Source organism: Adlercreutzia sp. St.1H8 (assembly GCF_059728655.1).
The window spans coordinates 2,619,468-2,644,972 of record NZ_AP039376.1; the positions used below are offsets into that span (position 1 = coordinate 2,619,468).

Annotated in this window: 21 protein-coding genes and 1 pseudogene; all 22 read right to left on the reverse strand. The window is 59.1% G+C overall.

Going from position 1 to position 25,505, the window contains the following annotated elements:
• Positions 1 to 169: 169 nt before the first annotated feature.
• A complete protein-coding gene (locus AC6I0Y_RS10420; RefSeq protein WP_497731677.1) occupies positions 170 to 1,345 on the reverse strand; it encodes a Coenzyme F420 hydrogenase/dehydrogenase, beta subunit C-terminal domain in 1,176 nt (391 codons plus the stop codon).
• Complete coding sequence (locus AC6I0Y_RS10425; RefSeq protein WP_497731678.1) at positions 1,338 to 2,882, reverse strand: oligosaccharide flippase family protein; 1,545 nt, start codon at positions 2,880 to 2,882, stop codon at positions 1,338 to 1,340. Before AC6I0Y_RS10425 ends, AC6I0Y_RS10420 begins: the two co-directional genes overlap by 8 nt.
• A complete protein-coding gene (locus AC6I0Y_RS10430; RefSeq protein ID WP_497731681.1) occupies positions 2,860 to 4,161 on the reverse strand; it encodes an O-antigen ligase family protein in 1,302 nt (433 codons plus the stop codon). Before AC6I0Y_RS10430 ends, AC6I0Y_RS10425 begins: the two co-directional genes overlap by 23 nt.
• Entirely contained in the window at positions 4,158 to 5,219 is a 1,062-nt protein-coding gene (locus tag AC6I0Y_RS10435) for a polysaccharide pyruvyl transferase family protein (RefSeq protein WP_497731683.1), read from the reverse strand. The genes AC6I0Y_RS10430 and AC6I0Y_RS10435 overlap by 4 nt, the downstream gene beginning before the upstream one ends.
• Positions 5,219 to 6,313 carry a glycosyltransferase family 2 protein gene (locus tag AC6I0Y_RS10440; RefSeq protein WP_497731685.1) on the reverse strand — a complete coding sequence of 365 codons (1,095 nt, stop codon included), beginning with the start codon at positions 6,311 to 6,313 and terminating at the stop codon, positions 5,219 to 5,221. Before AC6I0Y_RS10440 ends, AC6I0Y_RS10435 begins: the two co-directional genes overlap by 1 nt.
• Before the next feature lie 3 nt (positions 6,314 to 6,316).
• Positions 6,317 to 6,775, reverse strand: coding sequence for a GNAT family N-acetyltransferase (locus tag AC6I0Y_RS10445; RefSeq protein ID WP_497731688.1), 459 nt, complete (start codon positions 6,773 to 6,775; stop codon positions 6,317 to 6,319).
• 2 nt (positions 6,776 to 6,777) lie between these two features.
• Positions 6,778 to 7,560: an HAD-IIA family hydrolase gene (locus tag AC6I0Y_RS10450; RefSeq protein WP_497731690.1), complete on the reverse strand. Its 783-nt coding sequence runs from the start codon at positions 7,558 to 7,560 to the stop codon at positions 6,778 to 6,780.
• A gap of 40 nt (positions 7,561 to 7,600) precedes the next feature.
• The gene (gene eda / locus AC6I0Y_RS10455) at positions 7,601 to 8,242 is read right to left on the reverse strand and encodes a bifunctional 4-hydroxy-2-oxoglutarate aldolase/2-dehydro-3-deoxy-phosphogluconate aldolase (protein ID WP_497731692.1); all 642 of its coding nucleotides are present in this window, start codon (positions 8,240 to 8,242) and stop codon (positions 7,601 to 7,603) included.
• A 22-nt stretch (positions 8,243 to 8,264) separates the two neighbouring features.
• Positions 8,265 to 9,473 (reverse strand): ATP-grasp domain-containing protein, encoded by a 1,209-nt coding sequence (locus AC6I0Y_RS10460; protein WP_497731694.1) that lies wholly within the window; start codon positions 9,471 to 9,473, stop codon positions 8,265 to 8,267.
• Positions 9,470 to 10,651: a pyridoxal phosphate-dependent aminotransferase gene (locus tag AC6I0Y_RS10465; RefSeq protein ID WP_497731696.1), complete on the reverse strand. Its 1,182-nt coding sequence runs from the start codon at positions 10,649 to 10,651 to the stop codon at positions 9,470 to 9,472. The genes AC6I0Y_RS10460 and AC6I0Y_RS10465 overlap by 4 nt, the downstream gene beginning before the upstream one ends.
• Positions 10,642 to 11,442, reverse strand: coding sequence for a sugar transferase (locus tag AC6I0Y_RS10470; RefSeq protein ID WP_497731697.1), 801 nt, complete (start codon positions 11,440 to 11,442; stop codon positions 10,642 to 10,644). Before AC6I0Y_RS10470 ends, AC6I0Y_RS10465 begins: the two co-directional genes overlap by 10 nt.
• On the reverse strand, positions 11,439 to 12,599 hold the full coding sequence (locus AC6I0Y_RS10475) for a DegT/DnrJ/EryC1/StrS family aminotransferase (RefSeq protein WP_497731700.1): 1,161 nt from the start codon (positions 12,597 to 12,599) through the stop codon (positions 11,439 to 11,441). The genes AC6I0Y_RS10470 and AC6I0Y_RS10475 overlap by 4 nt, the downstream gene beginning before the upstream one ends.
• A 60-nt stretch (positions 12,600 to 12,659) precedes the next feature.
• Complete coding sequence (gene loaP / locus AC6I0Y_RS10480; RefSeq protein WP_201750941.1) at positions 12,660 to 13,214, reverse strand: antiterminator LoaP; 555 nt, start codon at positions 13,212 to 13,214, stop codon at positions 12,660 to 12,662.
• A 1,127-nt stretch (positions 13,215 to 14,341) separates the two neighbouring features.
• Entirely contained in the window at positions 14,342 to 14,584 is a 243-nt protein-coding gene (locus AC6I0Y_RS10485; protein ID WP_497733689.1) for a hypothetical protein, read from the reverse strand.
• Between the two features lie 240 nt (positions 14,585 to 14,824).
• Positions 14,825 to 14,977: pseudogene (locus AC6I0Y_RS10490) on the reverse strand (type IV toxin-antitoxin system AbiEi family antitoxin domain-containing protein); the annotation flags it as partial.
• A 129-nt stretch (positions 14,978 to 15,106) separates the two neighbouring features.
• Entirely contained in the window at positions 15,107 to 16,363 is a 1,257-nt protein-coding gene (locus tag AC6I0Y_RS10495) for a Wzz/FepE/Etk N-terminal domain-containing protein (RefSeq protein ID WP_160708670.1), read from the reverse strand.
• Between the two features lie 157 nt (positions 16,364 to 16,520).
• A complete protein-coding gene (locus AC6I0Y_RS10500; RefSeq protein WP_160708672.1) occupies positions 16,521 to 17,213 on the reverse strand; it encodes a SanA/YdcF family protein in 693 nt (230 codons plus the stop codon).
• Between the two features lie 577 nt (positions 17,214 to 17,790).
• Complete coding sequence (gene leuS / locus AC6I0Y_RS10505; RefSeq protein ID WP_497731705.1) at positions 17,791 to 20,367, reverse strand: leucine--tRNA ligase; 2,577 nt, start codon at positions 20,365 to 20,367, stop codon at positions 17,791 to 17,793.
• Between the two features lie 69 nt (positions 20,368 to 20,436).
• Positions 20,437 to 22,620: a GHKL domain-containing protein gene (locus tag AC6I0Y_RS10510; protein WP_497731708.1), complete on the reverse strand. Its 2,184-nt coding sequence runs from the start codon at positions 22,618 to 22,620 to the stop codon at positions 20,437 to 20,439.
• Positions 22,621 to 22,653: 33 nt separating this feature from the next.
• On the reverse strand, positions 22,654 to 23,382 hold the full coding sequence (locus tag AC6I0Y_RS10515; protein WP_497731711.1) for a LytR/AlgR family response regulator transcription factor: 729 nt from the start codon (positions 23,380 to 23,382) through the stop codon (positions 22,654 to 22,656).
• A 289-nt stretch (positions 23,383 to 23,671) separates the two neighbouring features.
• Entirely contained in the window at positions 23,672 to 24,256 is a 585-nt protein-coding gene (gene yihA, locus AC6I0Y_RS10520) for a ribosome biogenesis GTP-binding protein YihA/YsxC (protein ID WP_242162309.1), read from the reverse strand.
• A 123-nt stretch (positions 24,257 to 24,379) separates the two neighbouring features.
• Complete coding sequence (locus tag AC6I0Y_RS10525) at positions 24,380 to 25,375, reverse strand: TDT family transporter (protein ID WP_497731714.1); 996 nt, start codon at positions 25,373 to 25,375, stop codon at positions 24,380 to 24,382.
• Between the last annotated feature and the right edge of the window lie 130 nt (positions 25,376 to 25,505).

The following is a 25,505-nucleotide window of genomic DNA, read 5'->3' on the forward strand; positions in this document are numbered from 1 at the left end:
AGCGCGCCCGATATGAATCGCTTGGCCGACGCCAGCGATTCCACAAGCGGAGAACAACCATCATCGGGAGATATCGGCCGCAGCCAGACAGACCAGCCCGTCTGCGCCAGGCATGCCGTCGACACCATGTACGCGCAATGCAGGGCGATCTCCTCCTACGCCCATAATGCTAGAGAGTTTTTTGATTCTTCGCGACTGTCTTTTTTATCTTAGCGACAATCCGCTCAAGGGCCCCTCTTCGAAAATCCCACCTTTTCACCAATACACTCATATCTGAGGCCCTCCTCGCATCGTCGAGAAAAGCGGTTCTTTTCGCGTACGGCTCTACACTGCGAACCAATGCGCTGTTCCCAGCCGCGATATCCGCAAATGACGCGGGTCCGCTTTCAATGACAAACTGCAGGTCGTTCAAGGCTTGTTGCCCCTTGTCCGTATTAGTCAGCACAGCAGAAACGCCATCAGATCTGTCAAGACTAGGTAGCGTTCGATCAACTCCCCAGTAGTCTCCTAGGGTTACATCGCTTCCACTTGAGCATTTCGCCGGACAGGCAAAGCATGAAGACCGGATTGAGGCATTGCAGAGAAACGCCTTCATAAACCAGTCATCCTCATGCAAGGACGACTCAGTCGTTCCATCTTCGAAAGAGTACTCAACCGAGAAGTTCTCCCAGTCGATACGCTTTGATCGGAAGTTAACCGAAATGATTCTTTTTTGAGCCACCTCGGAACGCAGCCGTATCCATTGCCGCCAAAGCATCGGAGATGGCACTCCATGACATATGATTTCCGCCAGCAGAAGATTACCGACGGGAGCTTTCATTAATTCGAGGTACCTTTTTACCCCCTTAATCTGACAGGGAGTCCCCGACACTAGAACACGATTACCAGCCGCAAGGTCTTCGCGCATGGATCTATAGAGATCAATCGTCAAATTACTCTGCACATATTTTGACCGCAGTAACTCATTCAGACAGGACGGATCACCAACCCTCACATGACGAACAGCGTCGAACGACTGGGTAAAGGCCGCCCCGTATACAATCCCGCCATCATTGAACACTTGCTTGGCGAGTAATCCAAAGACACCTCCGGACGAGGACTCCAAAAGGAGCTCCCGATCGGCCGCTTTCGCCCAAAGAGCATGCCCTGCTCCCACTGCCACATTCGATGACAAGGCCGGGCACACATCCTCGCACCTCAGACAGCTGACGCATCTATCCAAATCAACAGAAGGGTAAGGAAATCCCAGATCGTCTGCCTTCATTGAAATACAGGAAACAGGGCAAATGGCAGCACATGCCGCACAGCCGCAGCAGCGCTCCCCCAGTCCAACTATTCTAGTCAACTCTCCCCCTTCGCCTCAACATCCTGAATGGGTAGGCCAGTATCGCTTTCTCATATCGATTCAGCCATCCGCCCCAGAGAACCAGCGTGTAAAACGCCAGGAAAAAAGCCGCCTCGCCTGCAAGTGCCAGCCAAGAAACAGTCGGAAAAAACCAGTCGGCTGCAAGATAGGTAGCCGTTCCTGCGAGCGCTGCGGGAACAATCAGGGGCGTGACACTTCCAATAAATTGCTTTATGTCCAGCTTCACTACACGCGCATAGTAGATATTCATGATCGGCCCCGTGCAAAGAAAAAGCAGTATCGCAGCCGTCAGCGCACAGCCGATGACTCCAAATTCTCGTGATACCGGAATCGATACGACAAGATCCAGGCCAGCAGCTACTATATAGAGCACCGAGCGGAATGCCTGCTTATTCTTAGCCTGCAAAATGGAGATCCCAAGATTCTGTATGAGCGATATAGATAGACCCAGCATGAGGACGACAATGGCCGGATACGCATCCGCAAAATCACTTCCCGCCCATAGTAAAACGAACTGACGACCAATAGCTATAAACGCCGCACATGTCCCCCAAATCATTATTGCCTGGAGACGGCCTATTCTGATAAAGAGCTCGTTAATCTCCCCCATATCCTCCGTTCGGCTTGCAACGGCTGTCAACTTTGGCAAAAACACACTCGTTAACCCCGTTGATATCTGCATGTATGCCGAAGTGATCACCTTGCAAACCACACCGTAAACCGCAACCGCCGCTGCCCCGCACACGGCCCCCAGAACAACTTGTCCGGTCTTCCAGAATACTTGATCAAACACCATATTGAGCAAAACGAAGAAACTGAACGATGCAAGGCCTCTGAAGAGAGCCCAATCCCATCTCACCAATCGACACGAGATCGAGAGATTTCTTCTGCAATACACCACATAAAAAAGGACGACAATCGCATTCAAGGCAACCTGCACGGCCAGAACGCCGACAGCATCTCCCTTGCAAACCAAAACTACCCACACGACCAATATCTGCATAGCGTACTTCACGATGGAGAGCACACGGGCAAAAACAAATCTCTCGTTTGCATTGATGAGAGCCAGGAACCAGTTTCCCGGCAAAACGACGGCACAGTTAAGGATGACCAAGAGCATCATCTGATGCGCAAGCTTCAGTTCAGCCTCCGTAAATGTGGTCAAGAAGAGGATTTCCAGGGACGAATCAACCCCCATGCCAACCAGGATGGCCAAAACAGTTATCAAAACATAGATAATGGCAGCCATAGCTAGGAGGTTTTCCACAGAGCCATTCTCCGAGTCTGACTTCGCCTTCACATAGAACCTGGTCAGAGTTGTAGAAAGGCCGACATCCATAACGGATAAATACGAAATAATCGACCCGATTAGCTCGTACACCCCATATTCGGCCTGCGTAAGATGACTGAGCAGAAGGGGAACATACACAAACGATATGATCCCGTTTACCAAAAGGGAGGCATAGGACAACAGTGCCCCGGCTTTGCGCTGGTTAAGCAATTTCTTTCTGATCAATCACCCGGATTGACGGATAGATGTTGCACCGATACGAGTATGAGATAGACACAGCCAGGAAAAAAGGCATAAACACGAGCGTCATTTGAAGCAATGTTCCGAAGGTGCACGCGTAGAGCAGAGCAAATATCTGAAACGCAGCTGCAAAAGCGGCCGACTGCTTCCGGAATACTTTTAGAGAAGGATCGCAATCGCTCGACACGTCTGACTTCAACATGATTACAGCCTTTACGCTAACCACCAATGTTCCCACCGATGCAGCAAGAAAAATCGCCGCGCCAAGAACCCCGGTTTCGGCTAGAAGCTGAAGGATATCATTATGCGCATATATTGATACCAAGCTCCCATTCGGCCATAGGAAGGCGAAGGTGCTCCATCCTGTTCCTACCACAGGGCTTTGACCCCATTGCTCCAAAGCATGAGCCCAAAGAAGCACACGTCCGGAAGTAACCTCGTTCATGTTGTCAGCTGTGGTGGTTTCGATGATCCTCTTGATCGAATTTGCTATTCCCTCAGAATACTGAGCAAGGATCATTATTGCCACCAAAGCAAGCACAGAAAGTAGTGCCAGCTTTAGAATCTTGTTCTTTCTTTCCGTCATTAGGTAGAGACAGATTACTCCCAAAATCCCAAAGCCCAATTGTGCACGCTTCTGCGTAAGGAACAGCGCAAACAAAAAGAGCAACATCAGGATCAGGTACAGAGCGCCCTTTCCCTTCTTGCTAAAAAAGAAGAATGAGGAGCTTAGTATCAATCCAAATGCCATCAAATCGCCATTGTTGCTGTAATGCATGGTAAGACCGGATTGGTATCCAATAGCGTCGGGTTGATCTGCGAAGAAACGCGGCTTAACAAAGTCGGTGTAGACGTCCGGAAAGACATAGAAAAAGAATGTCGCCAATAAGTGGATCACCAGCATCCAGAGCAAGACACGAAGAAAAGGCTTGACCCACTCAGTAGCGGCTGCCCCAAATAAGGCGAGCAGGATTGAAATGAAGAGAGCGAGAACGGGAAACTCAGTCACTTGGAAGGTGGCAAGGTAGCCCAGAAGCGCAATAACCCCCAACACAAGCCACAGAATCCCCACGCCATAAGACCGCAAATCAAAACTCTTCTTTTTGACAAAGAGGCATGCAGCGATCGCGAACCCCAGGAAAAAGAGGGAGCGTGTAAAAATTTTGGGAAGAACATCTTCGAAGAGCGGATAAGCCAGCAGTAAAACCGCCAGGATGTAGTAAAGACTCTCGCTTTTGGATATATTTAAGCCTCTCTCGATCACCGTGATTCTAGCGCTCTCTTCAGAAACTCCTCCGACTCACTTCTTTTTATCGAGAGAAGGGCTTTCGCCTTGGCATATGGCAAGGACACTTGCTGCGGGCCCTCACCGTCAGAAACAAGGCTCTCGTTCAAATCAAATTGACTCACGAAGTTTATGATCCGTGAGTTCATTGAAGCCTCTTTGGCATCTGAACGTTCGAAAATGTTTAGCGGACGCTCGTATATAAGAGAGAAGACCGCCGCATGGAAAGAATTCGTACAGATTAAACTTGCATTTTTTATTAATGCAATAAAGTCTTGAGGGCCCGCCTCGTAGAAGAGCGGACTAGAGAGGTTCATTACCTCAACGTTCTGCAGCCCCTCGCGCTCGCAATACTCGTCAACCAACCGCCGTTGCTGCTCAACATTATTCCCGAGAAAATACGAGAAAACATAGTCGCCGTCCGGCACCATACGAACAGACGAGACGGCATCCCATTGCCCCTCATCGAGAAGAAGCGTTGGGTCAAGAACGACCGGGACGTCTAATCCCGTGAGCTCTTTGATAATTCGCGCTCCAGCCTCTTCTCTCACAGAAATCGATCCTATCGAATCGAGTCCTGAACGATACTCATTCACGTATTGGGGGGGCAGCACGTCAATGCCAAAACTAGGAGCGTAGGCGATGCATTTTTGCTTCGGAGAAAAAGCGGCGAACTGAAAATCCGGATCCGTCAAATGATCCGGATTCCATATCTGGTCGCTGCCAATGCAGAAGAGATCGGCTTTGTTTGCAAGATCCGCTAAATTTGACTTACTCCGAACCTTATACTTTTTGATCGTTCGATCGAACTCTTGGAAGGCCCTGTACCTTCTCGCGCGAACACTCCGATTCAAGGGGTTCCACACCAGCGGCTTGGCAAGTTCTTTGACCATCGGGCCGAATCCAGCCGCAGGGTAATACGCAATCGTTCCGCATGAGTTCCCGAGCTGCTCTATCTTGTGCGTTAACGCAAAATTCTGCAACCGATTCCCATAGTTGAATAGACCATAAGGGGTCACTATCAAGATATTGGCCATTAGCAAAGACCTCTTGCCCTCAGCAAAGCCGATTCGATTCTGCTTTTAAAAAGGAATACGTCTACGTTAATCCCACTTTTACATAGCGCCCTCTTCACCGCAAAGAACATCCCTCGCCTCCCCTTCGATACGTTTCGAGGCAACAGATCCGCGTGGATCCTCTCGTATGTGCGTCGAACCCTCCTACGCTTTTCTTTTATCGGCAAATCGCACTCCTGGAGAAGGTAATTCTTAGCCACACGATTCACTTCGCCAAGGAAACGGCATTCGACCTCGAAGCCATACTCCTCCAAAGCCTCATCATCCAGAACTTTCCTCAATGTATTGATTGCCTCATAAGCCACGGAATCGCTATTTGCCCTATATCGATGAATACTTGATTCGCGCAATTGGTAATATCGATACCAACACGTCTTAACCACTGCAATGGAATCACATCTTTGAAATAGCTTAACGTTCCATATGGTGTCTTCGCAGACTGCCACACCTTCGGGAAACAACACCCTCTTCGCTATGTCCCGCTTTATCAAACGGGCGACCGGACCACCAGATATAACATCGAGAACATCGTGCCGTATGCAAAGGTTTTTATTCTTCGTTCGCCCCGTCAAGGCATATCGAAGCAGCTCGTCCGGCTCCAGCGCGCACACCTCTCCATTTAGCTGCTGCAACGGGATGGGGCAATAGGGTATTCCGCTCGCGTAATACTTCTGAGAAAATCCCAGCAACACATCGTAATTGCCCTCACGAGCAACACTTAAAGCCTGAGCTAAAGCACCCTCCTCCAACTCATCATCACTATCTACGAACATTACATAGGGCGCGCTGGCAAACGAAATCCCGATATTGCGAGCGGCGGAAACCCCTCTGTTCTCCTGGTTGATTATTACGACGTTCTCTTTCTCCAGCGAATAATTCGCCAGATACGCCTCCGTCGTCCCATCGCTGCCATCATTTACCAAAATGAGCTCTACAGCCCCAGGTTGCTCCACGATACTCGTAAGACACCTGCACAACCGGTCAAGCGGCGGATTAAACACGGGTACGATCACGCTTACGTCGAAAATGCTCTCTGTCTTGCGCGTTTCTCCCACGTGCTACAACAGGCTTCTTCTCATCAAATAACTCACCGAACTGCCCTCTCCGGTATAAGCAAACCCGCTCTTTTCATAGAGAGCCCGAGCCGACGCATTGTCTTTCAAAACTTCCAGCGCGATCCGTTCCATTCCTTTCGATCGGGCGATGGAACACGACTCTTCGAGAAGAACCCTGCCATAGCCTAGACCGCGATGCTCTTCGTGAATGGCGAGTTGAGTGATATAGGCCTGCTTCTGCGAAGCATCATTCACATACAACGAGATTGCCCCTATAAGATCATTCGACTTAAAGAGGGCGTAGGTCTCCGCCTTCTCTGCCACCTTGCGAATATAGCCCTCAAAATCGGGGAGCGCTATCCACAGGGGAGGCTCATAGTATCTGCCCAGCACCTCCCAGAGGGCCCTTACACCCTCCTCTCCCCTTACCGGAACAAGCCTGAGGCTCTGATCGTCAACCAAGGCTACTCGACCCCTTGCATCAGTCGCGGAATCTCACGAATCGACGCCGCCGTCAGCACGTCATCACGCTCGTCGCTTGAGATAAGAATGGCATCGCAGCCAGCCGCCCGCGCCATGGCGATATCGCTTTCGTAGGAATCGCCTACCATAAGGAGCTGGTCAGCGCTCAATCCGTCCTCTTCCATGACCGTCTCGATCATGAATGGGCTGGGCTTGCCGACGATGACGTCGCAAGAGCGGTTCGCACACCACTCAACAGGTGCCGTCATGGCGCCACAGCCAGGAAAGAGTTTAGCTCCCTCGCCGGGAAAAACTCTCTCGCGATTACAGGCGATAATCCGCTTGGCATTCAGGGCCACGCGCACGGCCATGGTTAAATCCTCATAGGTCATATCCGGGTTGTAGCCGATCAGGAGGTTCTCCGCCGTGCCATCGTGGCTCACCGTAACCCCAAGGCTCTCGAACTCCTCAACGAGGTTCGGAGAGCCAAATATATGTATGTCCTTGAGTCCCCTCCTGAGAGCATAGAGTGCCGCGAGGTAACCTGAGGTAAGAACCTCCTCGAGGCGGCAGTCGACGCCCATTCCGCAAAGCCGCTCGAAGATCTGTTTGCGGGTCTTAGTGGAGTTATTTGTGGCGAAGTACACCTTTATGCCTTGGTTCCTGAAAAAGGTGATCGTGTCATTTGCCCCAGGGATAATCTTACTGCCGTAGTACACCGTTCCATCTAGGTCGAAGAGAACCGCTTTCTTTTCGCTGAGATTTGGCCTGTTGAGCATCTCCATATCCCTCCCTTTCACAGGCAGTTGAAACTACCAGCCAGTTTTATCCACGCGCACTCTTAACAAGCGCACAGGCTTCGCGCGTCTGCTCCTCAATGGAAGCGAAGTCGCCCTCGTCGACGAGAGACGCCTTGACCATCCAGCTGCCACCGCAAGCCGCAACTCTGTCGCACGCAAGATAGTCACCGAGATTCTTCGCACTCACTCCACCTGTAGGGATAAATGAAAGGCCTGGGAAAGGCGCTCCAAGTGCTTTCACTGCCGAGACGCCGCCAAGCTGTTGGGCCGGGAAGAGCTTCACCACGTTAAGCCCCTTCTTCACAGCAGCCATTATCTCCGTGGGGGTAGCACATCCCGGAAAGACCGGAATGCGCTCCGCGAGGCAATAATCTACCAGCTCAGCATCGAAGCCCGGAGAAACAATGAAACGAGCTCCTGCCGAGACGGCACGGCTGGCTTGATCAATCGTAAGCACCGTGCCCGCGCCCAGAAGCATGTCAGGAAGAGAGGAGGCTATCCGACGGATAGCCTCCTCTGCCGCCGCTGTTCGAAACGTCACCTCAGCACAAGGAATACCACCGTTTACCAAGGCCTTCGCCAAGGGCACCGCCTTCTCGGCGTCATTGAGCACCACGACGGGGATAACCCCCAACTCCCTGATCTTCTTTTCTGCCGAATTGTCCATCTCAGTCCTTTCCGTCGTCGTTTCAGTCGATAAGTACGCGAACATATCGATCGATTTCGTCTGTCAGAGACTTCATCTCCTCGACGTTTGACGCCTTGAACAGAATGGTTCCAAGGGAATGGGAAGTATTGCGATACGCCTCGACAGGCTCTCCCAAGCTGCAGGTGCAATGGACTTCCATTAGGTTGTTTTTTTCGAAATCGTCATCAAACCAAAGACCCGCGAAGCGACCTGATTTGGTGCTGAGAATCATGTAGTTGCTCACACAGCATCGCGTCTCAGCCCGCTTTAAAGATGAGCAGTCCTCGCCCAGGGCCGCCTTTATGGCATAGTCGACCAGATTTACGCCCGTGGCATACGAAATTAACTGGGGGATATAGCTTCCCCCGTTGCGAGGGCCCAGCTCAATGAGGTAAACGTCGCCGCGATCGTCCACAATGGCCTCGATGTTATAAGCAGCAGTGCCCATGCCGAGGGCGGTTATGAGTCTTTGCAGCTCATCATCGAGCCGCGCAAGGTCTTCGTCACTGTGAAGCGAAGGCCAGAACTCCCCAAGCGCAACATAGTCACGCGTTCCCTTATTGCTGTAGAGCTCATTCCCGTAGCTGGTGAAGACCAGCTTGCCATCAACGGAGAACCCGTCGCCAGATATCTGGTATCCCTGCTTCTGAATAAACTCCTCGATGACTATGCGACCACTGCGCGAATAAGAAAAAGCCTCTCGGACAGCCTCCGTGAAATCCTCGGGTCGCTCAACCTTGACGACTCCCTTGCTGCCCGACGAATCAACGGGCTTCACCATCACCGGCAGCTCGAAAAGGCCTCGCCCCTCTTCCGCTTCCGCAAAAGAGGAGTATCCGCAAGCACGCGGAGCGTTGAATCCGTGCTCGCTGAGGAAGGCCCTGAAGCTATCTTTTCGCGTGAGGATCTCAACCGCAGCAAGCGGGTTAGCGCCTGGCAGTCCCAGCTCGCCGGCCACATAGGCAGCCGTCGGAGCCGCTGGATCAGAGGCATAGGCAAGAATGCCGTCGACAGCCAGCTGCCGTGCAAGGCGCAGAACCGCCTCACGATCGGTGGTGCTCACATCATGGTATTCATCTGCCAAGGCATGGCCGGGATTATCGGGCAGATAGTCACAGGTAATGACATAGCACCCCAGTTCCTTCGCACGGCGTATCGCAGGTATCTGCTGCATGCTACCGCCAAGCATGAGAAGCTTTTTTTGGCTCATCTGGCAGCATCCTCGCATTCGCGTCGACATACGAAGCGTTTGATCCTCAGAGCCGCCTCTTCAAGCAGAGAGACATCAAGGGTATAAGCGATTCTCACATAGTCCCCATAAGCTGACCCGTAAGTGATGCCGGGAACAACGGCAACTTGCTCCTCTCGCAAAAGTTCATACGCAAACTGGAGCCCATCGAATCCCGTGCCGGAAACGTTGACAAACAAGTAGAACGCGCCACGGGGCTTGGCGAAACGCAGCCCCGGCACTTCGGCAAGCGCCGTGCAAAGCGCTTCTCTGCGATCCTCAAATACCTCTTTGACAGTAGGATCGTTGCCACATAGCTCGTAAGCAGCCAGCGCCGCATACTGCGAGGGAAGCGGCGCGCAGGCAGCGACGTTCTCCTGCATTATCGTCATGCTATCCGCCAGCGTTGTAGGAACAACGGCATAGCCAAGTCGATAGCCGGTCATGGAGAAACGCTTGGACACACTGTTCACCACTACCGTACGCTCTCGCATACCCGGCACGGTGAAGATGCTCGGGCACGAGGCCTCACTGTAGACCAGCGTCCGATAGACCTCGTCTGACACCACGACGAGGTCATGGCGAATGGCCAAGTCTCCCAAAGCCTGCAGCAAGTCCGCATCCATAACCGCACCGGTAGGATTACAGGGGCTGTTGACGAGAAGCGCGACCGTCCTGTCGGTTATCGCATCCTCAATGGCGGCAAGAGAGGGAAGGAAGTCGGCGCCTTCCTCCGAGTCGACGACAACGGGAACCGCTCCGCACATCTTAATCATCTGAACATAGTTCACGTAATAGGGCGCTGGAACAACGACCTCATCACCAGGATCGAGCAGGCAGGCGAACGTGAGGAAAAGCGCCTCCATCCCCCCCACCGTCACGACGATTTCTGACTGCGGATCAACCTCCATTCCATACTCTTCTGAAAAACGCTTCGCTATCGCCTCTCTCAAAGCAGGAAGCCCCGCATTAGCCGAGTAGCGAGTGCGTCCCTCCATGACGGCCTCGCACGCTGCCGACCTAATGGCAGGAGCAGGAAGAAGATCCGGGTCGCCTAACGTCAAGTCAATGACGTCTTCGTACTCCTTCGCCATATTAAAAAGCCGTCGCGAGAGAGACGGCTCTATGGCTTGCGCCATCTTCGATATCTTTATTGCCATCCATGCTCCTTGGCGCACGCGTCAACGTACTCTTGGGGGACTCCACTCAGCGTCACGGCGATCCCTTCCTCGGTATATCCCAGGAACGTGCCGTCTTCTTCCGCATCGGCGCGCGCTGCTGCGTTCTTTGAATCTAATGCGAATTTGAAGAGGTTGACGAGCATCTTGCAATCCGTCTTGAAGCTGACGTTCTCCACATACCAGACATCGTTTTCCAGACGCTCTTGCCAGGTGCGCGGCTTCCCCGTAAGCTCTCGAGGAGGACACTCCAGGCCTGGACGAACAAGAAGACGGCCCTTGTGCCGCTTGTGATAGAGAGGGGTATACCCGGCAACCAGTGGCCTCGGCCCAATAAGACTCATATCGCCCTTGAGAACGCTCCAAAAGTTCAACAGTTCATCCAATGAGGTTTTGCGCACGAATTTTCCGAACTCGGTTACGCGCTCGGAGGCGTTCAACAGCTCGCCTCGCTCGTCATAGAGGTTCCGCATGTTGCGAAACTTCACAAGCGTAAAAGGCTTCTCATCTTTCCCAATTCTCGTCTGCTTAAAGAGAATCGGACGTCCCACATCAAAGAACGTGATAACCCCAAGAACGAGATTGACCGGAAGCGTGACAGCACAACCAACTAAAGCAAAGAGCGCGTCAAGGATGCGCTTACCGTAGCGGACATACAGTCCGTCGGCCGGCCGCACGTCATCCAACCTGGCGTTTATCATGGGGAGGCGGTCTTCGGCGAGCTTTCCCGCAACGACCCACTGCTGATCAAGCGTCAGGTCTTCTTTTCTCACTGAGAGTCCCCTTGACGTCCTTTGAGAGCCTGACGCTCGGCACTTACGATGATCTCGCAGATCCTAGCTACATCATTTCCTCCGAGATCCGCGAACATCGGCAGCGTAAGAACTTGCGTGGAGATGCGGTGCGCAACCGGCGTCTCCTTGGCGGCATCCTTACCCCCATAACACCCATACTCGCTAGTCAGGGGATAGAAGTAGCGGCGCGCGCTAATCCCCTCCCGCGCCAGGGCGGCGGATACCTCGTCGCGAGTGGCACCGAAGACCTCAGGATCGAAGACTACGGGCATATAGGCGTAGTTGGGGGTGATGTCCTCGGCGGGACGGTAGAGCTGCAGACCCGGCACACCGTCGAGCAGCCCCCAGTAGCGCTCGCTCACCGCCTTGCGCTTGGCAATCTCGTCGTTCACATGACGCAGGTTGCAGATGCCCATGGCGGCAGCAAACTCGTTGAGCTTGGCATTGCCGCCGGGATACTCCACGTGCTCCTCGTCGATGATGCCGAAGTTGCGCCACTGGGCGAGCCGGTCGCAAAGCGCCTGGTCGGAATGGCAGATGGCACCACCCTCGATAGTGTTGAACACCTTGGTGGCGTGGAACGAGAACATGGAGGCATCGCCGAACCGAGCTGCCGGCATCCCGTCCTTCCGTACGCCGAAGGCGTGGGCCGCATCGTAGACGACCTTAAGGCCATGCTTGTCGGCGACGGCCTTGATCGCATCGACGTCGCACAGGTTTCCGTAGACGTGCACCGGCAGAATGGCGCAGGTGCGCTCGGTGATAAGCGGCTCGATCTTAGCAGGATCAAGCGTGTAGTCATCGGGCTTGATGTCGGCGAAGACAGGCTTGAGTCCCTTTCGCACAATGGCGTGGGTGGTGGACGCAAAGGTGAAGGGCGTCGTGATGACCTCATCGCGACCATCCTTGCCCAGCTCCATCGTCTCAAGCACGCACTCCAACGCGGAATGGCCGTTGACGAACAGCGTCACGTAGTCGGCTCCCAGGTATTCCTGCAAGCTCTTCTCCAGCTCCTTGTGCTTCACACCCCGGTTGGTCAGCCAGTGACTTTCCCACAAGGGCGCAATCTCTGCGCAATACTCCTCGAACGGCGGCATCGACGACCGCGTAACGAGGATCCGCTTATCCTCTACCATACGAAGCGGCTCCTCTTACCCTTGGAGCACGCTGGCAGCGCGCCTTTCCCTATTCCCTTGTCAACCGGTCTTCTTGACAATCCCCAGTCCTACTTTTGCCTCTAGTGTTCTTCCGAACATCTCGATTTCCAGATACGCTAAGCGCTTATGACGGTTGATCTTTTTGATCCAGCCTTCGTGGTGCCGCAGCGGCCCCTTGGTGATGCGAACCTGATCGCCCTCGATGACACCCTCGGACATCTCGATAACCCGATCGCCGCTCTCGGTGAAGGCGGCTATCCAGTCGATCTCCTCGGGTGCGAGCGGCAAGAATGCATCGCCGCTGGCCAGGAGCTTAGTGAAGGCCGGCACCTTGCGAAGCTCGGCCTCAAGCGCGTCGATGTCGTCAGTCACCACGATCACGTACCCGGGAAACAGCTTGGCGGTGCACAGCCGCCATTCGCCGCGGAAGCTTTTCATCAGCTCATAGCGGGGCACGAAGCACTCCTCGAGAGCCCCCTCGTCGACAAAGCGACGAATCATCGCCTCGGCGTTGGCCTCACGGCCGGCGGCCACCTGCACGACATACCACACATCAATCACGTCCTTCGCGATGCGCAGGGTATGCGTTGCCATCGGAGCACAGCCCCGTGGCTTCAAGCCGGCACGCCAGCGGCCGAGGAGGCACGTAGCCTCCCCTGCTGCCAGCGCAAAGACGCCAAGGCGCCCGGCATGGCTTCGCCCCTTGCATCTGCAAGAAGAAATAAGCGCTCTTCATTCGCCTGAGCTCACGAAGCGCGCGCGTGGCGTCGTCTTCGCTCCTTCGGGCTATGTTCGGGACAATCGTAACAATGACGCGATCTAGAGTAAACTCCAGCCGCGCCGAGCCTCCCCTGAAGGGGAATACGTGCATCCCGTTGACCGGGCGCTCGCGAGCTGCGCGCCAAGGCGCAAAACAGCTGGTCGCAGGCGTCCAATACGGGAGTAATGATAACACGTCGTCATGAGTGCGTCAGGTGAGACCCCCCCCCATGCCGTTTTTCCGATTTCAGAAGATCCTTCGACTGCTTTTATGGAACAACAGATGGAAAAGCCACCGTTATCAGGGGTTTTGCCCGCCACTCACCGACGCGGATACGAGCACCGAGCCATCGTTTACACACAGAATGCGCACAAACACGCACCCTGGGCACGTGACAGATGAAACCCCTGGTAAATGCCACCTTTCCCACTTAGCAAAAGAGGGGCCGCGCTCGATGCGCCCCTCGGCAGTCGTCACGCTAAGAGTCAACGCGGGCGGGGCTTACTCCCAGCACCACCGCTCCGGATTCCACACATGCCCAACGCATAGGGATCGTAAGACCGGATCGTAGAGATCCTTGCACTTTGATTCAGCAGCGCCAAGCGTTGGGCAGATCTCAAGAACGTGGGCATCGCGCGCTACCTTCTTGTAGAAGTCGCCATAGTCGGCATACCAGCTCGAAGGCACCCTGAACTCATCCGGCAGAACCTTATGCCGCATCCGAGCCTCTACTTCAAGTTTTTGCCGCAGCTGCACTTCATCGATAGGGCAATGCGACGCATAGAGGATTATGTCGACAAGATCCTTCACGCGGGAGGAAACTCGCCCATTGTGCAGGTCAACAACACCCGGCAAAGCAAGCGATGCCGATAGAACCCCTCTATGACCCTTCCTGTATCGAGCGGCGAGTCCCTTGCGGCCTGCTTTATCGCCATTTCAAGCGCCGACGCAGATCGATACCTCATCGTCCCTCCTCCGATGCTATGACAAATCGAGCGGCCAGGTCTGCTCCCTCCTCAACGCCGAACTCCCTTCCCAGGAGGAGGGCAAACCTTCGCAGATCAAAATGACCTCCTCGCGCATCCTTAAGCGCAGCAATGATCTGAGACGGATCCTCTTTGTCGAGAATGAGATCCAGCATTGTACGCTCCGGCTTCGTCAGAGCAAACCCCTCTGAGAACGAGACATCCTCCCTCTCTATCACACGCGTGCCAAAACACACGCCATCTCGTCGGCTGTTGAATCGAACTGGGGAAAGCACTCTAAGAGGGGTAAGGTGAAAATCTCCTAGACCCCGAATAGCAGCTGCGCTACTCCCTCCAATCGCAACGCCATCCCAGCTCTCAGCCGCCATACGCTCGGCGGTCATCTTGCCTGGAGCAGTAAGGCTCCAGGCTGCTTTAGCGCCATCGAGGGGGCCTGCCTGGGCGCCTACAAGCCGATAAGCGCCATGCGCAACACGCTCAAGCATATGAGTGGAACTCGCATATGAAAGCGCGCTCCTCGGAATACCAAACCGCTCCGCCTGGGCAGTTGTGAATACGCCCTCCTCCTCTGAGAGTTCTTGAATGAGCGATCTGTACGTTTGATATTTCATGTTGCAATTGTATTAATTTTTATAACAATTGCAACATGAATTACAAGAAGCAAAAACAAAATAGCTGCGTTTGTATACGCATCCGTATACAAACGCAGCTATCAGAAAGCTACTGTTTCTCGCGCTCCCCTACCGTCGAGAGCGTTTGGGCGTAGCGGCCTTGAGGCGCTCCATGGACGTCTTGGACTCGCTCGCCCTGTGGGAGCGGCTCGTACGCGCGCCACGGCCGCCACGGCCGCCAGCCGGGGCTGGGGGCTGCACCATCACGAAGCCCAGCACCTTGGCGGACGCGATGTCCAGCTGATTGGCCACCTCGGCCAACTCGGCCGTAGGCGTCTCGAACTCAGCCAGGGCCAGTACCGTGTTGCCCACTGCATGCGCGATGTAGGCGAAGTCCGCATGGTTAGCCGGATCGGACGTGTTCACCACCACCAGGCTGTAATGCTCCTTCGCCTCGGCGACGAACTTCTCGAAGGCCGAGGAGCCCAGCATGGTCACCGGGTTCACGAGCGGGCTGCCGGCGGGCAGGTAGTCCACCGACGGCGCGAAGGGGATAACGCACGCGTCCAGCTTGGCTCGCTTCGACACGACGTCCGCCAGACCCACAGCACGGCGTCCGCCCTGGTCGCCACGCATGGCGTCAAGCGCGCCCTCGGCCAGGTCGCCCTCGATGAGCAGCGTCTTCACCTTCGCCTGGCTGGCCGCCTGGGCCAGCTCCAAGCACGCGAGCACCGAATTGCGCGTACCGCCCACTGGCACCACGCACAGCGCGCGCTCGCCCTCGCCAGCAAAGCGGATGTTGGCCAGGAACGCCTCGCGCGCGTGTTCCGGCGTGGGGAACGGCAGATCGCCCAGCTGGCGAATCTTGAGCCCCTCCTCCACCTCCGCGGCGCTGTGCACGGGAGCACGGCGCATATCCATCAGCACGACGATGCACACCGCCACGAACAAACCGGCCAAGAAGGCCACGGCCGAGTACTTCACCAGGCTTGGCGACACGTCAACCGCCGCGCTGGCGTTGGCCACCTGCACCTGCACGTTAGGATAGAGCGTAGCGGCCTGCGTCTTGAGGTTGCCGGCCACCTCGTTGACCGTGTTGACGCAGCTCTGGCCGTTCACATCCTCAGCCGTGATGGCGACGGTCTTGTTGGTGGTGTTGGCCTTGGCCGTGACCTCGAGCTTGCCGGAGCTCTTCTCCTTGGCCAGGCCCTCGGCCACGCCGCCGATGCCGCCCGGCTCACCCGACACCGACACGTTCGCCGTCGCGGAATACGTCTTGGGCATGACGACCAGCACCACGGCGCACACGAGCATGCACGCGACGGGCAGCGCCACGACCATCTTCCAGTTGCGCTTCAGCAGTTTCAGCAGATCCATCAGGGTCATGAGTCCAGCCTTGCCTTCGGCTCCGACGGGCGGAGGTTCTGTCAACGACACACGCCGCATTGGACGGCGTACAGCCTTTCAGTATAAAGCAAAGCCCCCGCGTAGCCGCCGTCATTCATGGCGTCCACATGGGCGATTAGATCGGATCGGAACAGCGTCAGGTCAAGTCGCCGGAATCGGCAAGGTTGACGGGCGCAGCGTCATGAGCGGACTCCACGGGAACCTGAAGAAGGGTGTTGAAGAAGTCCTTGGTGCGAGCGACGGCCTCACGCAAGCTGTACATGCGCTGATTGTCGTAGGCGCCGTGATCGCTGGCCACGCCGCGCGTCTCCATGCCCAGGCCCTGGGCGGCGAACATGGCACGGTACAGGTGGTACGCCTGGGTGGTCACGATGATGCGCTCGGCGCCGAACACATGGCGCGCACGGTACATCGACTCGTAGGTGGAATAGCCCGCATGATCCTCGTAGACGTCCTCGCTCGGCACGCCAAGCGCCACGCAGTAGGCCTTCATAGCCGCCGACTCGTTGTAATGGGACGTGCGGTTGTCACCACTCACGATGATGGCGCCAGTCGCCCCCGAGCGATAGAGGGAGACGGCCGTCTCCAGGCGATCCTGCAGGATGTCGGATGGCGTCCCGTCGGGCTTCACCGACGCACCCAGGACCACCACGGCATCGGCGTCAAAGTCAGCCAGATCGGAGACGGTGTGCACGTTGTCGCGCGTAGACATCACCGTGATGAGGTTGGCCCCACCGACGATAAGGAGCGCCGCCAGCAGGCAGCCCACGACCACCCTCAGGGCAATGCCCAGGAGGCGGCGCACGGGGCCTTTGGAACGGCGGGACATGGGCGGCAGCACTTCCTTGAGGTTCGGGTGCGGGTAAGGTGCGATCGATCATAGCAGAGGCCCTCGCGGCACGCAGGGGCCTCCGAGGGGTTTCAGACGATGGACATAGAGCCGGGCGCGAAAACGCCTTCTGCGTGGCAAGCGATGACGGGTCTGCAACTTTTCCTGGGGTTAAACGGCGGGCTGCCTGAGCAGGCGTAGGCGTTTGCCCTGGTCAGACTCTGTTGAATCCGCTGGGTTTTCCCGCAGTCGGCGAAAAGGGCCGAAAAAATGTTGCAGACCCGTCATCGCTTGCCAAAAAAAGGCAGGATTCTCTGCCGGGCATGGGGAGGCGCCGGCAAGCGGGGGGGTCGGAACGCCGGGGGCCGGGAGTCGAGGGGCGGGACCGGGGCGGGACGACGGGAGCGCCAACAAACGGGAGACGCCGACGACAAGTGAGGAGCGCCGGGGCCAGGGTGGGGGCGGGACGCCGGCGCCGTCGACAGGGACGCCAGCGGCAAACGCGCACAGGGCCCCCAATAGCAGTGGGCGCCCGCAAAAGCGGACGCCCACGCAAGCGAAGACCCTTCGCGCCGCCCTACTTAGCCACCACGTTCACCAGGCGGCCGGCCACGACGACCACCTTCTTCACGTCCTTGCCCTCCAGGGCGCGGGCCACGGCGGCCAGGGCCTCCTCGCGGATGGCCTCCTCGGACGCGTCGGCGGCCACGGTGATCTTGGCCTTCACCTTGCCGTTCACCTGCACGGCCAGCTCCACCTCGTCGGCCTTGGCAGCCTCCGGGTCGTACTCCGGCCAGGGCTGGGCGTGCACCGATGAGTCGGGGTGTCCGAGCACGGTCTGCCACAGCTCTTCGGCCCAGTGCGGGGCGATGGGCGCCATGAGCTTCACGAGCGTCGCGGCCACCTCGGCGTCGAGCGCCTGGTGGTCGGGGCAGGCGCCGCGCGCCTCGGGCGAGAACGCGCGCAGATACTCGCCCGTCACGTTCGACAGCTCCATGATGGCGGCGATGGCGGTGTTGAAGTTGTTGCGGTCGAAGTCGTCGCTCACCTTCCCCACCACGCGATGGCGCTCGCGCATGAGCTTCTGCGCCACCTTGACGGCGGCCTCAGGGTCGGGGGCAGCCTCGAACAGCGTGTCCTCCCCCGCGGCGCCCGCCAGGTCGTTCACCTGGCGCCACAGGCGGTTGAGGAACTTCGCCATGCCGGCCAGGCCGTCTTCGTTCCACAGCTTCTCCTTGTCCGGCGGGCCCATGAACAGCATGGCCGCGCGCACAGAATCGGCGCCGTAGTCGCGGATCATCTCCTCGGGCGACACCACGTTGCCCTTGGACTTGCTCATGACCTCGCCGTTGGCGTCGAGCACCATGCCCTGGCACAGCAGGTTGGCGAACGGCTCGTCGAAGTCGAGCAGGCCGCAGTCACGCAGCACCTTGGTGAAGAAGCGGCTGTAGAGCAGGTGCAGGATGGCGTGCTCGATGCCGCCGATGTACTGGTCGACGGGCATCCAGCTGTTGGCCTTGGCCGGATCGAAGGGGGCCTGGTCGTTGTGCGGGTCGGTGTAGCGCATGTAGTACCAGCTCGAGCACGTGAACGTGTCCATGGTATCGGTCTCGCGCTTGGCCGGCGCGCCGCAGACGGGGCAGGTGGTGTTCACGAAGCCCTCGTGCGTGGCCAGCGTCTCGCCGGCGGCCAGGTCGATGTCCTCGGGCAGGCGCACGGGCAGCTGATCCTCGGGCACGGGCACCACACCGCAGGTCGGGCAGTGCACGGCGGGGATGGGGTTGCCCCAGTAGCGCTGGCGCGAGATGAGCCAGTCGCGCAGGCGGAACTCCACGGTGCGCTTGCCGCGGCCCATCTCCTCAAGGGCGGCCACCACGGCCTCCTCGCCCGGGGAGTGCTTGCCGCCCACCAGGCCCGTGTAGGGGCCCGACTGCACCAGGATGCCCTCGGCGGCGTAGGCCTCGGGCCAGTCCACCTCGGTCACCACACGCCCCTGCTCGCCCTTGAGCTGCGGGAACAGCGGGTCGTCCTCCCCCAGGATGATGGGGATGATGGGCAGGTCGTACTTGCGGGCAAACTCGAAGTCACGCTGATCGCCGCAGGGCACGGCCATGACGGCGCCGGTGCCGTAGTCGGCCACCACGTAATCGGCCACCCAGACGGGCACCTTCTCGTCGTTGATGGGATTCACCACGTAGCGGCCGGTGAACACGCCGTGCTTCTCGCGATCGCCCATGGCGCGCTCCACGGCGCTCACCTTCTTCGACGCCTCCACCAGTTCGCGCACGGGCGCCTCGTAGTCGGTGCCGGCCACCAGCGCGTCCAGCCCGGCGTATTCCGGAGCCAGCACGAAGAAGCTGCAGCCGAACAGCGTGTCGGCACGCGTGGTGAACACGGTGATGATGTCGTCGGCGCCCGGCTCGGCCGGCGCGTTGCCCTCGGCGTCGCACAGGATGAAGTCGACGTTGGCGCCCTCGGAACGGCCGATCCAGTTGGCCTGCTGCTGCTTCACGCGCTCCGGCCAGCCCTCCAGCTGATCGAGGTCGTCCAGCAGCTCCTGGGCGTAGTCGGTGATCTTGTAGTACCACTGGGTGAGGTCGCGCTTCTCCACCTCGGAGTCGCATCTCCAGCAACGGCCCTCGATGACCTGCTCGTTGGCAAGGACTGTCCCACAATCAGGACACCAGTTGACCGGGCTGTTGCGACGCTCCACCAGGCCGCGCTCCCAGAACTTCAGGAAGATCCACTGGCCCCAGCGGTAGTACTCGGGGTCGCACGCCACCACAGTGCGGTCCCAGTCGTAGGAGAAGCCCATGCGCTTGAAGCTGGCGCGCTGGGTGTCGATGTTCTGATACGTCCACGTGGCCGGATGGCTGTGGTGCTTGATGGCTGCGTTCTCAGCCGGCAGGCCGAAGGCATCCCAGCCCATGGGATGCAGCACGTCGAAGCCGCGCATCGTGGAGTAGCGCGCCACCACATCACCGTAGGTGTAGTTGCTCACGTGGCCCATGTGGATGTCGCCCGAGGGGTACGGAAACATCTCGAGCACGTACTTCTTCGGACGGGGCGAGTCCTCGACGACGGCGTAGGCGTCATCGGCCTCCCATTGGGCTTGGAGGCGCGGCTCTATCTCGTGGGGGTTATAAGGCTTCATGGGGCTCCTCGCGATCACGGATGCGGGCACCCGCGCCGACGCGGACGCCCGTTTTTCAGCAGCTTCCCATTATAGGGCTATCGCGCGGCGCTGGGGAGATGAGGCGGGGAAGGAACGGGGCGCCCGGGCACCGCCAGACGCCGGACGCAAGCCCGCCGACGCCGGGCGGCGCGACTCGCAGAACCCCCATGCCGCCGGTTCGGCCCAATCATCAGACCCGATGCTAGCCTCGGCCGGCAGCGTCCTCGGCGCGCCTACGAGGCGCCGAGGCCCTCGCCAGCGGAACCTTCGCTGAGCGCCCCCCCCAGGCGGGTTTTTCGCGGGTCGCTCGTTGATGAGCATGACGGTGGTGCGGAACCAGCAGTCGTCCTCCGCCTCAGCCTTGAGCGATCCGCCGTAGCGGCAGGCCAGGCTTCGCAGGATCTGGAGGCCCCAGCCGTGGGACGCCACGGGCAGCTCGCGGTCGGCGAAGGCCACGCGGGGGCGGAGCTCCTCGGCGGAGGCGTCGCCCTCCCCCTCCGCGACCCGGCCGTTCAGCAGGTCGACCATGAGAACGCCCGACACCAGGCACGCCTTGATGGTGATGCGCCGGCACGGCCCCTCCACGGCGCGGCAGCTGCGGATGGCGTTGTCCATGAGGTTGGAGAACACGGCGCACAGGTCCACGTCCAAGATGGCCAGATCCTCGGGGACGACGATCTGGCAGTCCACGGGGATGTCCGCGTCCGCGCAGGCGCGCAGCTTCATGGCCATGAGCGCGCCCACCGCGCGGTTCTCGCAGCAGTACTCGTCGGCGGAGTCCATGTTGTCCGCAGCGCGCCGGATCCGCTCAGCCGCCTCGTCCGCCCGGCCCTCCGCAAGCAGCCGCTCCAGGTCGCACAGCACGGCCACGATGTCCTCGCGCATGCCGCGCGCCTCCTCCAGGCCGCTGCGCAGGCGTTCGTAGTACACGCGCTGCAGCTCGCGCTGCTCCTCCAGCAGACGCACGCGCTCGGCTGCCAGCTCGGACTCGTCGATGGCGGACAGGGCCCGGAACAGCATGACGTCGGCGACGATGCACAGCGCCGCGACCACCCCTACGGCCACAAGCACCCACAGCGGCGGCTGATAGGCCACCGCGTACCACACGAGGAACGAGAGCACGACCAGCTGGCTGAGCGGGAACGCAAGCGAGATGAGCGCGCGCCGCCGCGGCGTGCGCAGCACGGCCGCCGTCGGGCGGGCCGGCTTGCGGCGCCACGACACGTCGTCCAAGGCAGAGGCTGCCGGGCCATCGTCCGCATCCCCATCGGCACGCCGCGCCGCCGTGCCGGCGCCCGCATCCTCGGCGCCCCGCGCCTCCACGGCCAGCACACCCTCCGCGTCGGCAGCCGCCTCTCCCTCCAGCCCAACGATCTCCACCACGCGCCCCAGCAGCTCGCACACGAAGGCATGCGCCTTGTCCACGGCGCCCTGCGCGATGAGCATGAGCGCCACGTTCGCCTGGTTCCTCAGATCATGCCGCACGCGAGCGACGGCGCTTACCTCGCGCTCGACCTCACGATAGCGCGCCAGGTAGTGCGACAGCTCAAGGGCGAGCACCTGGGCGCGCTCGTCCTCACGCACCTTCAGGTTGTAGCGCTCCATGAGCGGGAAGAAGAACGCGTCGGCCACCACGCACGCCGCCGCCACGATCAGGTTGCCCAGCACGATGGGACGGCTCACGTCGCCGGTGACCTCCATGATGCCCACGCTGAACGCGATGAGCAGGTACTGCACCACGATGAACCCGATGAACTGCGCGATGCCGTTGCGCGTGCTGGTGGATCGCAGCCAGCGCTCCACGGCCTCTAGAACCACGAGCAGCCCCATGAGCACCACCAGGTGCAGCAGGTGCGAGGCGATGAAGAAGTCGAGGTTCACGCCTGCTGCGGGCTTCACGGCCAGGTCGGGCCCGATGACGTGGCTCCACAGGAACGTGGGCGGTATCTCGGCGATGACGACGACCAGCATGATGAGCACGGAGACGAACAGGCGACGCGGCAGCGGATCGCGGGCGAACACGAGCCAGGGAACCATCATCCCCGCCGTACCCAGCAGCATCCGCGCCGGCTGCCTCAGAACATCCTGGGCCACGAGGAACGGCAGCACGACAAGCAGGCTTACCAGCCAGTACCAGCCCTTGCGCGGGATATCCAGCAGGCGCGTGGCGGCATAGATCAGCACCAGCTGGCAGGGCAGACCGGTGAGGAAGTTGATGAGGTTCTCTGGCATGCGCTCGCTCGACGGAGGGACGATGCCCCTAGCCTACAGCCTTTCCTTCAGGAAGTCCATGAAGGCCTCGCGCGTGGGGCGCGAGCGCTTCTGGCTGATGGGAATGGTGGCGCCGGAGAGCAGGTCGATCTGGTCGCTGCGCATCTCGGCGATCTTCTCCATGTTGACGAGGAAGCTCTTGTGGCACTGCACGAAGGTGCCGGGCAGCTTGCGGGAGATGCCGCCCAGGGACTCGTAGGCCTCGATCACCTGGTCGGCCAGGTGGATGCACACCTTGCGCCGGTCGCTCTCCACGAACTCGATGTCAGCCGGCAGTACGCGCATGATGCGGCCGCCCACCTTCACGCCGAAGGGACGCGCGATGCGCTCCTCCAGGTTCTCGATGGCCTTGTCGAGCGCATCGGTGAAGTCCTCAGGCTGGAGGGGCTTGGTGAGGAAGTAGACGTGACTCGTGCGGTAGACCCGCGTGCAATACTCGACGTGGCCCGTGACGTAGATGACCTGGACGCCGGGGCACTGCTGAAGCAGCTTCTGCACGGCGGTGATGCCGTTGCCGGCAGATCCGGCGGAATCCTCGAGCACGACGTCCATGAACACGATGTCCGGAGAGAAGCCGCGGCGCAGGCGCTCGTCAAGAGCGGCGAGGCTGGTACAGATCTCCACCTCGAAGGTCTTATGGGTAGGATACTGCTCAAGCATGCGCTCGAGCGCATGCGCTTGCTCTCTGTCGTCATCGACGACCAAGACGCTTACCGTGTTCATACGTTGCTACTCCTGGTGCGACATCCCTTGGGGTACGAAGGCTCTCCCCGCAGGTTCTCCCGATTGTGTCGCCGCCGAGGGCCCCGATTCCCCCGTCTTATTCGACGCGCTGCCCTCTATTGTAGCCAAGCACGAGAAAATGAGTGCGAGACCTGGTTTTGGATGTAACAATCAAGTTCTAAAATGCACTTTCCTACGGCCCTTTGCTGCCCAGCGGCACTGAGAAGCGCATACCCCCCCCCCGGTACCCTTTTCACGGCAGGTCAGGTAGCCGGGCGCCGCGCTTCGCCTACTCGCCGACTGCCCGGGAAATGAGGGCGCGCAGCTCCTCGATGCCGCCGCCCTTCTCGGCAGAGGTGACCACCACCGGCGTCCCCTTCGGCAGGTCGAGCGCCTTCACGATGACAGCGCGCTGCTTGGCCGCCTGCTGCTTCGAGAGCTTGTCCGCCTTGGTGAGCGCGATGGCGAAGGGGAGCTCGGCCTCCTTCAAGAAGCCCACCATGCCGCGGTCGAGCGCCGAGGGCTCGTGGCGGATGTCGATGAGCGAGACCACCAAGGCGAAGGCGCGCTCCTGGTTGAAGTAGCCGTCGATCAGCTCAGACCAGCGCCCCTTCTCGGACTTGGAGACCTTCGCGTAGCCGTAGCCGGGCAGATCGACCAGGTCGGCGCCGTCCACGTCGTAGAAGTTGATGGTGGCGGTCTTGCCCGGCGTGGACGACACCTTCGCCAGGCCCTTGCGGTACATGAGCTTGTTGAGCAGCGACGACTTGCCCACGTTGGAGCGGCCGGCGAAGGAGACCTCGGGGCCGTTGGAGGGCGGCAGCTGCGCTGAGGTGCCGTAGGCGGCCAGGAAGCGGGCGTTGTGGAAGTTCATGGGGGCTCCTTCGCGAAGGGGTTCGTCGGGCCATTGTACCAACAAACGCGAGGCGGCCCGCGAGCAGGTTCGCGGGCCGCCTCTTATGACAGCGGGCAGGAGCGGGGGATCCCGCCCTCGGGATTAGTTCTCGAAGTTCTCGGCGAAGCGGGCGTTCATCTGCGACTCCTGCACCACGGCAGCAGCCTGCGGATGCTCCACGCGCTCGTAGAAGAAGCGCACGTAGTGGCCGAGCACGAACAGCACCATGATGGCCGCGAACGCCGTCTCCAGGCCGATGAGCACCTGAAGCGCCTCGGGGAAGGGCAGCGCCACGCCAGCGCCGGTCAGGAAGGCCACGCCCTTGGAGAGCGCCGTGGCCGAGATGACGAAGGGGAACGTCATCGCCGCGAAGCTGGGGTAGAACTTGAGGGCCACCAGCTTGGGCAGGCGCGTCAGCACCATCGCGAACAGCGCCTGGGCCAGCACCATGAGCACGCCCACGAACACCGGGTTGGGGTTGGGCGAGGTGGACAGGTAGCCCACGAGCGACAGGCTCATCGGCGCCGCGTAGATGCAGAACAGCGGACGAGCAGGCTCGGGAATCTCATGGCGCAGGTAGCGAAGGGTGACCACGGCCAGCAGCACGGCATAGCAGGCAAAGCCCAGCCAGAACAGGCCGTAGCCCAGCGACTCCATGTTGAACGCCGGAGAGGTGACCGACGCCACGATGATGCCCACGTAGCAGATGAAGTAGGTGGGAAACACCTCATGCAGCTTGAAGCGGCGAATGAAGCGGAAGCTGAACCACACCATGAGGGACAGGTGCGCCGCCACCGCGCAGATCCACAGCCCGAAGGCGGGAACGATGGCCACGGGCGCCAGGTAGCCCGCCAGCTGCATGAGGGCCATGAACAGGGTGGCCGACACGCTGGCCAGGATAGAGTTGTGCAGGTCATCGCGGATCATCGAGGGAAACAGCACGATCTTCGCCGCCAGCAGGCTCACCAAGGCCAGGGCCAGCAGGCCGCACACGCCATGGGCAATCTCGGTGTAGGGCTGGAGCAGGTTGCCCAGGGCCGCCAGGCCAAGGGCCACGCCCGCCGTGGGGATGGGGACCTTCTTTATCAGCTCGCGCATTGGCCGCCTTTCATACGGGTATAGACAAGCGTTCAGACCACGCGCCGCCGGTGGAGGACGCAGCGGCGCGCAGGAACGTGGTGAAGTCATTCTGCCATCCAGTATACCAAATGAAAACTAATGAGTTTTT